Annotated in this window: 11 protein-coding genes, 1 tRNA gene and 1 pseudogene; 5 read left to right on the forward strand and 8 right to left on the reverse strand. The window is 66.9% G+C overall.

Features of this window, described 5'->3' with window-relative positions; translation table 11 throughout:
- Nucleotides 1–102: 102 nt before the first annotated feature.
- Together IG98_RS0132370 and IG98_RS0132380 are read right to left on the reverse strand one after the other, a co-directional pair.
- On the reverse strand, nt 103–1,590 hold the full coding sequence (locus IG98_RS0132370; protein WP_051753246.1) for a hypothetical protein: 1,488 nt from the start codon (nt 1,588–1,590) through the stop codon (nt 103–105).
- Nucleotides 1,591–2,090: 500 nt separating this feature from the next.
- A complete protein-coding gene (locus IG98_RS0132380; protein WP_012886943.1) occupies nt 2,091–2,294 on the reverse strand; it encodes a cold-shock protein in 204 nt (67 codons plus the stop codon).
- Nucleotides 2,295–2,530: 236 nt separating this feature from the next.
- Here IG98_RS0132380 and IG98_RS0132385 point away from each other — a divergent pair, with 236 nt between their 5' ends.
- On the forward strand, nt 2,531–3,331 hold the full coding sequence (locus IG98_RS0132385) for a Cof-type HAD-IIB family hydrolase (RefSeq protein ID WP_030920954.1): 801 nt from the start codon (nt 2,531–2,533) through the stop codon (nt 3,329–3,331).
- A 5-nt stretch (nt 3,332–3,336) separates the two neighbouring features.
- On the opposite strand, the gene IG98_RS0132390 is transcribed toward IG98_RS0132385, so the two are convergent.
- Nucleotides 3,337–3,855 carry a bacterial proteasome activator family protein gene (locus IG98_RS0132390; RefSeq protein WP_030920956.1) on the reverse strand — a complete coding sequence of 173 codons (519 nt, stop codon included), beginning with the start codon at nt 3,853–3,855 and terminating at the stop codon, nt 3,337–3,339.
- A gap of 4 nt (nt 3,856–3,859) precedes the next feature.
- On the reverse strand, nt 3,860–4,816 hold the full coding sequence (locus IG98_RS0132395) for an NAD(P)H-quinone oxidoreductase (RefSeq protein ID WP_030920957.1): 957 nt from the start codon (nt 4,814–4,816) through the stop codon (nt 3,860–3,862).
- A 115-nt stretch (nt 4,817–4,931) separates the two neighbouring features.
- Between IG98_RS0132395 and IG98_RS53700 the strand changes: the two genes are divergently transcribed.
- From IG98_RS53700 to IG98_RS0132410, 3 genes are all read left to right on the forward strand, one after another.
- Nucleotides 4,932–7,184, forward strand: coding sequence for a nucleotide-binding protein (locus IG98_RS53700; RefSeq protein WP_245651815.1), 2,253 nt, complete (start codon nt 4,932–4,934; stop codon nt 7,182–7,184).
- 119 nt (nt 7,185–7,303) lie between these two features.
- A tRNA-Ser gene (locus IG98_RS0132405) sits at nt 7,304–7,392 on the forward strand.
- Between the two features lie 347 nt (nt 7,393–7,739).
- Nucleotides 7,740–8,459 carry a transglutaminase domain-containing protein gene (locus tag IG98_RS0132410; RefSeq protein ID WP_051753254.1) on the forward strand — a complete coding sequence of 240 codons (720 nt, stop codon included), beginning with the start codon at nt 7,740–7,742 and terminating at the stop codon, nt 8,457–8,459.
- Between the two features lie 69 nt (nt 8,460–8,528).
- Here the strand turns inward: IG98_RS0132410 and IG98_RS49305 are convergent.
- The 4 genes and pseudogenes from IG98_RS49305 to IG98_RS0132430 all read right to left on the reverse strand — a co-directional run.
- Nucleotides 8,529–8,732 (reverse strand): annotated as a pseudogene (locus IG98_RS49305) (tyrosine-type recombinase/integrase); the annotation flags it as partial.
- Nucleotides 8,733–8,962: 230 nt separating this feature from the next.
- Nucleotides 8,963–9,988 (reverse strand): WD40 repeat domain-containing protein, encoded by a 1,026-nt coding sequence (locus IG98_RS0132420; RefSeq protein ID WP_157594635.1) that lies wholly within the window; start codon nt 9,986–9,988, stop codon nt 8,963–8,965.
- Between the two features lie 716 nt (nt 9,989–10,704).
- Nucleotides 10,705–11,307 (reverse strand): hypothetical protein, encoded by a 603-nt coding sequence (locus IG98_RS0132425; RefSeq protein WP_157594636.1) that lies wholly within the window; start codon nt 11,305–11,307, stop codon nt 10,705–10,707.
- Nucleotides 11,308–11,585: 278 nt separating this feature from the next.
- Entirely contained in the window at nt 11,586–12,641 is a 1,056-nt protein-coding gene (locus tag IG98_RS0132430; RefSeq protein WP_084195807.1) for a bifunctional NAD(P)H-dependent oxidoreductase/GNAT family N-acetyltransferase, read from the reverse strand.
- Nucleotides 12,642–12,671: 30 nt separating this feature from the next.
- On the opposite strand from IG98_RS0132430, the gene IG98_RS0132435 reads away from it, so the two are divergent.
- Nucleotides 12,672–13,136, forward strand: coding sequence for a MarR family winged helix-turn-helix transcriptional regulator (locus IG98_RS0132435; RefSeq protein WP_030920963.1), 465 nt, complete (start codon nt 12,672–12,674; stop codon nt 13,134–13,136).
- Nucleotides 13,137–13,149: the final 13 nt, after the last annotated feature.

Here is a 13,149-nt window from a genome sequence, read left to right on the forward strand (position 1 = left end):
AGGCCCCGACAGGCCCGCCGGATCCCGGAGTTCGCCGCACCCGCCGAGCCGGACGGTGCGACGGTCACCGGAACCCGTGCCATGGCCGGGGCCTTCACGCGTTCATGCCGCCCGACGCCTCTCCGCGTTCCTCGCGGCCGTCCAGCCGATCAGGACCGATGTACCAACCCCGGAGCAGCCCGCGAACCAGGCGAGGAGCCTCGCCGTCGAGTAGTCGTCCGGGGTGCCGGACAGCCAGCCGGAGAAGATCGTCCAGATGATGGCCGACGTGCAGACGGTGATGGCCGACAGTGTGGTCCAGGTCCAGGCCGGTACGCGTGCCTTGATCGCGGCGGTGGCCATGAGGGCCGCCGCGGTAAGGCCGCAGGCACTGCCGAACAGGAAGAACAAGGGGCTGATGAGGCTCTCCGACGGTTGGACAAAGAGGAATCCGAGCGCGGCGAGGACGTACGCGGTCGCCGCGAGGCCGCTGTCCTGTGGTTCGCGGCGGCGGGCGGCGGTCATGCCGACCATGAAGGCGAGCAGGCCGGTGAAGAGGCCGATGCGGTGCTCCACTCTCAGATCGATGTTCAGCGCGTCGAGCGGGACCGCCGCGTCGGAGTAGAAGCCGCCGGCCGAGAAGCCGTGCCGCCGCCAGGCTCCCCAAGGGCCGCGTACTGCGATGCCATCGGTGCCGTTGGCCACCACCACCACGTGGCCGTCGGGCACACGCTGCACCGCGATGGCGGTGGAACCCTGCCACGGCGGTGTGTAGGGGTGATCGTTGCTCCGGCGCAGAGCGTCCTCGCGTCCCTCGGTGACCCCCCACACCGTTTTCCAGCTCGTCCCGCCGTCCCGGGTCTCGTCGACGCCCAGCCGCGGTGGGGAGACGCGGTAGCAGTGCCTCGGGTCGTCCGGCAGGCAGGCACGGGTGGCGGGTAAGGGCGGGACGGGCGGTGTCGCGGGCGCCTGAACGGGATCGGGCCGCATACTCCACGTCCGGCCGCCGTCTCGCGAGACGACGGCAGACGACGGGCCGAAGCGGGTGAAGACGGTGATCGATTCGCCGTCGGCCGAGACCGACAGTGCCGTGGGCGGGGGCGGGGCGGCCGAAGTGGCGGTCACCCCGACGAGGGCGAACGGGACGACGACCAGCGCGCGGGCACGCCGTACCGTCTGGTCGGACCGGCAGCCGCGCCAGACCAGCCAGGCGACGCCCAGCGCGGGCAGGACCACCAGGTCGGTCGGGTCGGCCAGGACCCGCGAGGGGCCCGCCACCAGCGTCCACGCCCGGGAGGCGAGTTCCGCGCCCTCCTCGGTGGTCTTGACCAGGGTGAAGCCGACACCGGTGGCGACGATCGCGACAGGGGCGGTGAGCCTGGCCAGAGCGGAGGAGAAGGGGCCTGCCCGGGTGAGAGCGAGGGCGGGAAGGAAAGCGAGGGCGAGCACGGGCGGCGCGACGAGCAGGCCCGCGACGTCACTCAGCTTGCCGGTGACGGGGCCGGGCCACAGGGCCTTGAGGAGATGGTCGTTGACCAGCAGCACGAAGGTGGCGACAACCGTCGCCGGATGTCCGAACCAGGCGAGGACGGGGCCGTGCGGATGCTTCATGGACGGATAGACCCGCCACGACGCGGCCAGGTTCGGGTACGGCGGCGTTCGTGACCCGGTCGTGCCCCTCGCTCGGAGGCACCCTCGTCGGTGACGCCGCGCGCCTACACAGGCTCGCAGGAGGGCGCGGAATGGATATCAGGACTCCAACGCCATCGCCCTGGCCGAAGTCCTCACGGTCGCTCTCAGCGGCGGGCAGGCGGATCGGGACCGCTACACCGTCGCCGATCGGCTCTCCAGACCGGCCAACGTGAACAGGAGCCTGGTCCTGTGGGTCCTGGCGATCAGTCCGGTCTTCCGCCGGCGTCCCGGCTGGCGGCTCTCAGGGCCTGTCCACCGGTGAGGCTCTCACCTGTCGGCCGCCGGCGAGGGCGATGGCCAGGCGGCCTCGCGGATGGCCGGCCGGGTGTCGTGGGAGGTCCGGAAAATGCGGAAGGCGGGGTTCGCCAGGAGCGAACCCCGCCTTCCGGTCAAACAGGTTCAACCAAGAGGTCTATGCGTCAGACGGCGCGGACCTGCGAGGCCTGCGGGCCCTTCTGGCCCTGGGTGATCTCGAACTCGACCCGCTGGCCGTCTTCGAGGCTACGGTAGCCGTTGCCCTGGATTTCGGAGAAGTGCACGAACACGTCCGGTGCACCGCCATCCGGTGCGATGAAGCCGAAGCCCTTTTCAGCGTTGAACCACTTGACGGTTCCCTGAGCCATTAAAGCTCTCCCTCAGGATTTGAAACTTTGGGATTCACACCTCATGAACCCCATGTGTCGTACAGCGGGCCCCGGGGTGGCTCAGTCAAACTGGTTTTCACAACGGGATTCAGCTAATACAACGCCATCACATCTAACACTATCCGGCGCATGCGTGTTCCCGCCATCAGGAAGATTCCTGGGATGGGATGCTGGGGCCGACACCTAGGCCATCACAGTGCAGACTGGGACTTGTTATGCGAAGCCCCAGGCTGGTCGCCACCGACCTCGACGGCACCGCTCTGCGTTCGGACGGCACCGTCTCCCCCCGTACAGCCGCCGCTTTTGCGCTTGTGGAGAACGCCGGGGCGGCGCTGGTCTTCGTGACCGGCAGACCGCCCCGTTGGATGCACACGGTCGCGGGAGCCGTGCGCCATCGCGGGCTGGCCATATGCGCCAACGGAGCCCTCGTCTACGACCTGCACACCGAGCAGATCGTCAAATCCCACCTCATCCACCCGGACGTGCTTGAAGAGGTGGTGAGACGACTCAGGGAAAAGGTTCCCGACCTCGCCTTCTCAGTGGAATACGAGGGTGGATTCGCTCACGAATCGGACTTCCGTCTCGGCGGATGGGACAGCAGGGCGGTCGCCGGACTCCGGGTGGGGACGACCACGCTCATCTCGCGGCCCTGCGCCAAACTGCTGGCACTCCACCCCACGATGGATCCCGACATTCTCCAGGCGGCGGTCTGCGGGCTGGTCGGCGATCTGGTCACCCCCACCCACTCCAGCGGCCGGGCACTGATCGAGATGAGCGCGCACGGCGTCACGAAGGCCTCCGCGCTGGCCCATCTCGCCATGACGCGCGACATCGGGCCGCACGAAGTGATCGCCTTCGGTGACATGCCCAACGATCTTCCGATGCTCCGCTGGGCAGGCACCTCGTACGCCGTCGCCAACGCCCACCCGGAGGTGCTGGCCGCGGTCGATCACGTGACCGCGGCCAACAACGACGACGGGGTCGCCGGAGTCCTCGAACGGCTCTACAGCCCCTGACGGTCCTACAGGTAGGGGCCGGGGTTGGCGCCGTGCCCCTCCTGCTGTTGCTGCTGGAGGGAGATGCCGCCGGGCAGGGCCCTGCGCATGTTCTCCAGCTGGGCGCGGGCCGCCATCTGCTGGGCGAAGAGCGTGGTCTGTATGCCGTGGAACAACCCCTCAAGCCAGCCGACCAACTGCGCGTGGGCGACTCGGAGCTCCGCCTCGCTCGGCGGGGCGCCGTTGACGTCCTCGGTGAACGGCAGTGACAGCCGTTCCAGCTCTTCGACCAGTTCCGGCGCCAGACCGTCCTCCAGCTCCTTGATGGAGCTCTGGTGGATATCCTTGAGCCGTTTGCGGCTGGCCTCGTCCAGCGGAGCCGCCCGGACCTCCTCCAGGAGCTGACGGATCATGCTGCCGATACGCATCACCTTGGCGGGTTGCTCGACCAGGTCGGCGACCGACCGTCCCTCGGGGGCCTCGTCTTCCTGAGAGCCCTGGGGACCCACGACAACGATGTGCGGAGTGCTCTCCTCAGCGTTCATAGCTTCAACCTACTAGCAGGATTTTCCCGGTGTGTTCTCCGGACTCCAGGATCCGGTGAGCCTGGGCCGCGTCGCTCAGCGGCACCCGGGCGTGCACCACGGGCCGGATCGCCCCGGCGTCGACCAGGGGCCAGACGTTCTCCACGACTCCGCGGACGATGACCCCCTTCTCGTCGACGGGCCGGGCGCGCAGGGTGGTGCCGTGCACCGAGGCCCGCTTCGCCAGCAGGGCTCCCAGGTCCAACTCGCCCTTCGCGCCGCCCTGCAGGCCGATCACGACCAGCCGCCCGCCGGTCCGCAGAGCCCTGACGTTCCCCGGCAGGTACTTGCCCCCCATGATGTCGAGGATCACATCGGCCTTGACCTTCTCCGAGAAGTCCTCCCGCCGGTAGTCGATCCCCTCGTCGGCGCCCAGCTCCAGACAGCGGGCGATCTTCTCGGGCGACCCGGCGGTGACGACCACCCGCGAGCCGAACGCCTTCGCCAGCTGGATGGCCATCGTGCCGATTCCGCTGGCGCCGCCGTGTACGAGAAGGGTCTCGCCCTTCCGCAGGCGCGCGGTCATGAAGACGTTGGACCAGACGGTGCAGGCCACCTCGGGCAGCCCGGCCGCCTCGACGAGGTCGACGCCGTCGGGCACCCGCATGACCTGCTGCCAGGGCACGGCGACCTTCTCCGCGTACCCGCCGCCGCTGAGCAGCGCGCACACCCGGTCACCCGGCGCGAATCCCACGACGTCCGGCCCCACCTCGGCGACCGTGCCGGAACACTCGAGTCCCGGGTAGGGAGAGGCGCCGGCGGGCGGATTGTAGAAACCCTGCCGCTGCAGCGCGTCGGCCCTGTTGACCGCGGAGGCCGCCACATCGATGATGATTTCGCCGCGATCAGGCAACGGGTCGGGAACCTCCCGCCACGTCAGAACTTCCGGTCCGCCTGGTTTATCGATCACGATGGCGCGCATGTGAGCAAAGGTATCCGCCAAGCCAACTTGGTGGTTGCTCGCGTTGACAGGAACACAGGGCGTTAACCTGCTATGTGTTTGCTGCCCTTTTATGCCCATCCCGAGGGGGAACACGGTGGCAAGACACGATCGTGAGGAATCTCTCGAGGAACAGCTCGCGTGGCTTGACGCCATCAAAGAGCAGGAGGAGGCGCCGGCCCTGGCGGTGAAGGCCACCACGGTGGACGACACCGTCGTCTCGCCGTACCCGAAGGACCCCTGGAGTCTGGTCCCGGCCGAGCCCGACACGGCGTCCTCGCCGCTGTTCCGCGCGGCCGTCGACTCGGCCCACCCGGCCCCGAGCTCGCCGGCGGCCGAACCGCCGGTCGAGGACGCCGACGCGGCCGATTGGATGGAGGCCTCCGACACGGTGAGCTCCTTCACCGTGCCCGCCCCGACATCCGGCAAGCAGGACAACGACGGCTTTCTCGCGCCGCTCAAGCCCCTGCCGCGCCAGGAGCCCGGCGACAGCACTCCGGGGGACTTCACCGAGCCGCACATCCGCACCCCGTTCGCGGCGCCCGCGCACGAGCCGGCCCGCGGCCTGTTCGAGCAACCCCAGCGCCAGGCGGAGTCCTCCGAGCCCGCCCCTTCGTCCACCTCGTCCGCCGGGACCGCCGACCCTGAGCCGGCCACGCCGGCCTCCTCGGACACCCAGCGGTTCACCTTCGGCAGCGACGAGTTCGGCGGCACCGACCCCGGCCGGTTCTCGTTCGGCGGTGGCTTCGGCAGCGGTCAGGACCGCGCGCAGTCCGCCCCGGGCGGCACGGCCTTCTCCTTCGGCAGCGGAGACTTCTCCGTGGAGAGCACCGGGACCGACCGGCCGGCGGCCGAGACCGGCGGTGATCTGTCCGCTCCCGCCGCCGACCGCTTCACCTTCGGTTCCGTGGAAACCGACAGGTTCCCCACCGGTGGCGAAACCGCGGCGACACCGGCGGCGACATCGGCGGCGACATCGGCGGCTAAGGAGTCGACCGAGCGCTTCGGACCCGCTCCGGCCCCAGCCTCGCCGCCCTCCCGCGAGCCCGAGCCGTTCCAGGCCCCCGAGTCCTTCGGCACCGACAGGCCGGAGCCGGCCGCGTCACCGTCATCGGAACGTTCCTCCCCTTCCGCTTACTCCGCCTTCTCGGATTCCTCCTCCGGTCAGGAGCGCATGGAACGGGAGAACTTCTTCGCGTCCGGCAGGGAGAGCGGGTCGCCCCAGGAACGTGGTGCCGCCTCAGGATGGGAGGCCGCCTCGGCCCAGGAGCGGATGGAACGGGAGAACCCCTTCGCACCCGGCAGAGACACGGCCGAACCGGTGCGGGAGCCGTACCAGGCACGCCGTCGTCAGACGGCTCCGGCGGCCGCCTTCGGCACGCCGGCCAGGCAGCACCCTCCGGGCACGGTCCCCCGGCCGTCGGCCGACAGCCTGGATCCGGAGTCGCTGCTTCGTGGACGTCGTAACGCGCCCGCCGGGGGCTGGCGGAAGCTGGTCTACAAGGCGTCCGCAGGACTGATCAAGCCGGGCGAGTCCCCCGAGGTCCGCCGCCGTCGCGAGCTGGTCGGCCGTGCACGCACCCCGGTGGCGACCGGCCACCACCGCGTCGCCGTGCTCAGCCTCAAGGGTGGCGTAGGCAAGACCACCACCACGGTCGGCCTCGGCGCCACCCTCGCCCAGGTACGCGGAGACCGGGTCATCGCGGTCGACGCCAACCCCGACCGGGGCACCCTGTCGGACAAGGTCGAGCTCGAAACCTCCGCGACGGTTCGCGACCTGCTCAACGAACGCCAGCAGATCAAGAGGTACGTCGACATCAGGGCCTTCACCTCGCAGGCCCCCTCGCGCCTGGAGATCCTCGCCTCCGACCGTGACCCGTCGGTGTCCGAGGCCTTCAGCGCGTCCGACTACCAGTCGGTCGCCCAGGTCCTGGAGAACTTCTACTCGATCTGCATCACCGACTGCGGCACCGGCCTGCTCCACTCGGCGATGTCCGGCGTGCTCGGCCTGGCCGACCAGCTCGTCCTGGTCAGCTCCCCCTCCGTGGACGGCGCCCGCGCCGCCTCGGCGACCCTGGACTGGCTGGAGGCCCACCACTACGAGGAACTGGTCCGCTCCGCCACCGTGGTGCTGTGCAGCGTCCGCCCGAGGTCGAAGTCGACCGTCGATCTCGACCGCCTGGAAGCCCACTTCGCGGCCCGCTGCCGCGCGGTCATCCGGGTCCCCTACGACACGCATCTGGAGGAGGGCGCGGAGATCGACCTGGAGAGGCTCCAGCCCGCCACCCGCGAGTCCTACCTCCGCCTGGCCGCCTCGGTCGGCGACGGTTTCGCCGGCCCCCAACCCTGACCCGCCCCCCCGGCAGGCTGATGTTCCGCTTTGTTGTTCAGCGCCTGCCGGGTCTCGGGCACGCCCGGGCCAATGAGAGACTAGTGTGCAATCTGACACGTTCTTGGGACGTGTCACCAGGAGAGCTCGCCTAGTGGACGATGGCGGCGGTCTTGAAAACCGCTAGGCCGGGTGACCGGTCTCGTGGGTTCGAATCCCACGCTCTCCGCTGAGCATCACAAACGGCGTCTGACCAGGGACTTCCCTCGGACCAGGCGCCGTTGATCGTTTCCAGGGTGTGCAGCCGTATGCCGCTCTGAGCGGCCCTGAGTCGGTGTTCGCGGAATATACGCGGAATGATGTTGGTCGCGTTTCCCCAGGTGGCTGCCCTCGATGTCCTGTTCAGCGAACACCGCCAACCCCGGAATCAGGCTCACGTCTGGGCGCACCCTGCCAACCTGGCCACGGCCTGTACCTGCAAGCTGTGCAAAGCAGTGAAGTGGCGAACGGCGGAGGAAGCCGGCACACTTCGCAGGCTCCACTTGATGCATCGTGAGCCACATATACGATCACGAAATGGAGCCGGTCCTCTCGCCCTTACGGTGTCGTCGCGTTGCTGCCGTCCACCAGGGAACGGGTGAGAGCGAGCTGGCAGCGACGCCCATCCTGGACTGGAAGCATCCTCGGGTATTGAGGTTGGCGAGCGAAGCCCGGCATGAGAACACCGGGACGGACCGGGGTCTTCTGGTCACCGCTCACCGGCTTATCGCCACACGGGTGCGTCCGGTGTATGCCATGAACGACACGCAGCCGGTCTCCAGGACGCTTCTCTTGGAACGCGGATCATGCAGCCAGCGGCTGGCGGTTCTGGAAGCGGTGGGGCGGGCCGGTGGAATCGCCAGCCGGGTCAGAGGACTACTGGTGGACGGGCGTTTCTGGCATCCGCGATTTCCCCGGCTGCGGGCGTTGATCCCGCATCAGATAGTGCTCGCCTGGCCGGAGTTCCTGCTCGGCGACCAGTGGGTGACCGTCTCCGAGCTCTACGGTGATCTGAGTACGTTGCAGAAGGGAGGCGGGTTCACCAATACCGGTGGTGAGACGCTCTTCGACGCGGTGGCCCATACCGCCGTGGACTGGGACGGCGTGACCTGCTCATCTTGCGATCTGTCCGGCCACGTCCTGTCCGATCTGGGGTATTTCAGCTCCCGTGATGCCCTGTTTCGGACACATGGTCAGACGTTGTGCTTGCCGGTTCGTATCATCGCGGACCTCATCATGAGTCGCCGAGTGGCTTGAGCCCTGCCGACACCGAACAGGGCCGCAGAAGGGACCCCAGTACTGCTTGGGGTCCCTTCGTGTCTCCGCTCACGCCGCTAATGCATCCTCGATCCGCCGGTTGGCGATCTCCGTACCCCCGTCGATGCACTTGGCGTAGACCCGGAGCCGTACATCAACCCCGTGTCCCGCCCGCTCGGCCACGTCGGGAGCCGCCACCCCGGCATTCAGCCAGAGGGACACCGCCGCGTGCCGCAGGTCGTACGGCCGGGCCGCCAGGGGTGAGACCTGCTGAGGGAAGGTGCCTTCTCAGAGGAAGTACATCGTCAGCCTCCACCCACAAGCGCCGACAAGTCTCTGTGAATGACGCGCCCGCAGAGCTCACTCTCACCCGATTGAATGAGACTGCAGCCAACCAGGCGATAAGCCGGAGCTCCATCCCCTGTCCGATCCGGCACGGGAGCGACCGAAGCAGTACTGATGCCAAGCTTGACCGACCTTGTTTCGCTCTCGTCGCCGGAGCCTCACTCGGCGACCTCGACATGTGAGCTCACGATCACGGAGTGGAGATCGAACGCCTCCTCGGGCAACAACACTCGCTCCGCACGGCCGGTATGGACATCGACCAAGTAGAGCTGGGGTTCATACCTCTTTGTCTCGATATGAATGAGCACCCTGCTGGTGTCGTACCAGTAGACAAAGCTTTCGATCTCCCGTAGACCGTCGATATCGGGGGTGACACGGCTAACGATCTGGCCGGTCTTCGCATCCAAGGTGCCAACGGTGCGGGATGGCACGCCATACTTCTCGCCATCGAATGCAAGCAGGTGGCCGTCGGGAGAGACGTGAGTCTTCGACAGCATCAGGTAGGGGAGAATCGGAAAACAGACCTTTGACGTCCTCCCCGGACGCACAGCGCTCGCCTCCGTTGTCTTGGCGGAGTCCTTGTGAACGGCCACGAAGGTCGTGCCTACATCAGAGATGCCGATGACACAACACGCCCGTGGGAGAGTGAGAACCTTGGCGGTTTTCACGTCATATCGGATGGCACGCGACTTGGGGTGGCCGCCTATCGAGTCGACTGCCAACCACCGACTGTTGCGGGAGAACCCGAAAGACATCTCCGACCCTTCCCAACTCTTCGGGGTTGGAACGACACGGACCGTCCCTCGCTTAAGGTCGCGGATCACGAGGCGTTCGCTCTTGGCGAGCACGTAAGCGAGCCGGACGCCATCCGGTGACACAGCGATCTTGCCCAGGTCTTCGTCCGGTAGCGCGTCACGGACTGTCCACTGCTTACCGGAGGTGGTAACCACGTGCCACACGCCACACGTCTTCCCGAAGTCACCACAGGGCGAGTAGGCATACCGGATCGGCTCCGACAGCTTTTTCGGGAGAGTCGGGGCAGGCGGCTTCGCGATTCTCGTTGATACCTCGACATGTACTGTAGAGGACTCTCGATAGGCTGCGGCGGTGTTGATCGGTTGCGAAACAACCGCGCCCATCATGAGAGATACGAACACGAAGCCTCGTCGGCCGAGCCTGTTCACGGGTGACCTCCAATTGACGACGATCACCATAGATCAGATGGGGGGCGCGCGGAATATGTGTGAGCCACGAAGGCATCAAGCAGGTCGGGACAGGCCTGCAAGCGGACCCGTTCCCGCTTGGCGCGCGTCTCCGGGGTCAGACCACCATCATCTGGATATCGCATCCCACGGGCAGACTCACCAGCTCGGTCGCAGTCACGCAATCACGCCGCGGGACCCTCAACATTTCAACCTCTGTAGTGCGGGTCAACTCTATGGTCTGCTTCCCCTTCAGGCGGGTCGAGGGCAGACGGGATCAACGTTGTATCCAGTACCACCCTTACGATCGCCTGAGATGGTTGCTCTTCGGACGGGGCTGGGGGCGATCGACGGTCCGGAGTTTCGTTCCTCAACCCTGGCCCACCGCACATCAGGGCGGCGAAGGTGCAGACGCTCCCATGCCCTCGCGTACCCGTTGCGTGCCCGTCAGGAGAGTGATCAAGGGGGACTCACGGGGAATCACGGTAACTCGCTCCGCTCCCCCGCAGGTCAGCGACCAATCGTGATAGAGACTTCCCAAGCTAACAGCGCGGGTTTGGCCCCCGTATCATCCATTCCACGGTAGAAGGCTTAGGTCAAGAATGGATTTCTCGTCTGTAGGTCACCAGCTCGCGGCATGCTGAGAATGGTATCGCGACGCACTCGACCTACCGTCAAATCTCGTTAGGATCAGCCCTTTATGGGCCGGGCATGATGTCGTCCGGTGACGGCGGAGTGAGGGCGGCCGGGATGCCGAAGTCCCAATATTCGCTCGTGAACGAGGCGACTTTCCCAGGTTCACGCCAACTCCGGTACGTAACGGAGTACGAACGGATGCGCCGTATACGATTGTCCTCGGTGAGCCAGATGTCATAAATCACCTGGCTGACCCCGAAAAAATGGAGATATCGGTAGAAATCGGCAAGCACCAGATCCTTCTCGTTCCCGGACAGACGCACTACAAGGGTGTAGCGACGAAGGTTTTCCCCGTCTAGCCTTTCCATCGCGAAGGCTCTCACCCGCGCAACCTGCTGAACCGCCGTAATAGCCTTGCGAAGGCCATGCCTCCAATGGGGGTAGGCACTGTCGACCAGTTTCCACTTCTTTCCGGTTTCCCGCTGATCCTCCCTGGAGAGGCGGTGATAGACCTCCGAACCGATTTGAAAGGTATCCAGAGGTCCATTCTCCGTCTCCAGCACGGTCATCCCCATGTCGTTCGCCAGGTCCGCTATGCCCAGGCCGTTTACCACAAAATCACGGCCGCTGCCAGCTATCACCCACGTATGCGATACCTTAACCATGGCACCCTCCCAAATACTCGCGCCAAGGTCGAGGGGAGGATGGGCAGGTGCCCGGTATCTGAACAGTAACTGGTGAAATCTCGGCATGTTCCGCAGCATACGCGGTTCAATTCCGGAACCAAAAGACCCATAAAGGTGTGCTCGCCGAGCGCCTGTCTTCGGCCGGTGACGAGGGGTCGCCGCTTACGCAAGCATCCGAACTGTAAGATTTCCCCGGCGACGAGAAGGCGACCAACGCCGGTTGGTGTGGCCGAACTCGGAGATACAAGCAGAGTGATTCAAGCAGCCACTGGCTTGGTGAGGAAGGCAGTCGCGCCGTCGAACGACTCCGTCCGGTAGCCCTGGGCGTGGTAGAGGCGGATGTTGCGTTGACTCTCGGCGCCGGTGAACAGCACGATGCGGCGGCAGCCGGCCTCGGTCGCGGCTTCGGCCCCGCGCAGCAGCCAGCGCCCCACGCCCTGGCCTCGCAGATCGGGGACGACGCAGAGTCGGCCCACCTGCCAGTCACCGTCCACGTTGCGCGCCCGCACCATGCCCAGGAGCCGGCCATCCCGCCACAGGCCTGTGGTGTGCCAGGTGGTCAGCCATTCGCGTACCTGTTCCAGCGACTCCCCCAGAGCGGGGATGGCCAGGGTGTCGTTGGCCAGCGCCTCCTCCAGCCAGCAGCAGCGCTGGAGCACCAGGACCTCCGGGGCGTCGTCGGGGGTCAGCGCTCTCACATACGACCCCGGCAGCGGCCCCGGCCGAGACCGGCTCTGCTCGCGCATCGGGCGGAGGGCATGGGCGACCCGGACGAGTTCGTCCAGGACCCCGGTGGCGGTCGCGTCGCGGTCGGCATCCGGGCGGAGTCGCCCGTTCTCCATCGTGTCGCCGATGCGCAGGGCGACCGTGGCGCCCAGCGGCACCAGTCGCAGCGTGGTCACCACCTGCTTGGCGTGCTGGACCGACCGGGTGCCCGCCGAGGTGTTGCCGTAACTGACGAACCCCATCGGCTTCCACGCCCATTCGCGACCCAGGTAGTCGAGGGCGTTCTTGAAGGTCGCCGGCATGCCGTAGTTGTACTCGGGGGTGACCGCGATGAAGCCGTCCGCCGCGTCCACCATCGTGCTCCACCGCTTGGTGTGCTCGTGCCGGTAGACACCGGATGCCGGCGGGTCCTCCTCGTCGAGGAACGGCAGGCCGAGGTCACCAAGGGCCACCGGCACGAGTTCCACGCCGAGTTCCGCGGCGCGTGGCGCGACTGTCTCGATCAGCCACTCTCCCACCGCCGGGCCGCGGGCGCCGGGACGGGTGCTGCACATCAGGACGAGGACACGCGCAGTTTTCGTTGACATGGAAACGAACGTAACTGATAGCTTGTTTACATGTCAACGAAACGGCCCTCCGTTACGGTGCGCTGGCTCGACGCGGACGAGGAACGAGCCTGGCGCGCCCTGCGCCGCATGATGATCGCGGTCCAGTCACGCACCGCGCATGACCTGGCCGCGATCGGCCTGTCCGAGCCCGACTACGAAGTGCTCAGCACACTCTCCGAGCGTCCCGGCCACACCAGCACGCTGCGCGAGCAGGCCGCCAAGATGGGCTGGTCACGCAGCCGCCTGTCCCGGCACGCCACCCGTATGGAGGCCCGAGGTCTCGTACGGCGCGAGCCCGATCCGGACGACGGCCGAGGCTGCTACCTCGTCCTCACCGAACGCGGCCTGGGAACGCTCGGGGACGCCGCCCCCACCCACCTGGAGTCGGTCCGCCGCCACGTCATCGACCGGCTCTCACCCGCGGACCTCTCCGCCCTGGAAAGCATCGCCTGCAAACTGGAAGAACCCGCATGAACCTCATCAGCGG

It is taken from the genome of Streptosporangium amethystogenes, assembly GCF_000721075.1.
GTDB classification, from domain to species: Bacteria; Actinomycetota; Actinomycetes; order Streptosporangiales; family Streptosporangiaceae; genus Streptosporangium; species Streptosporangium amethystogenes.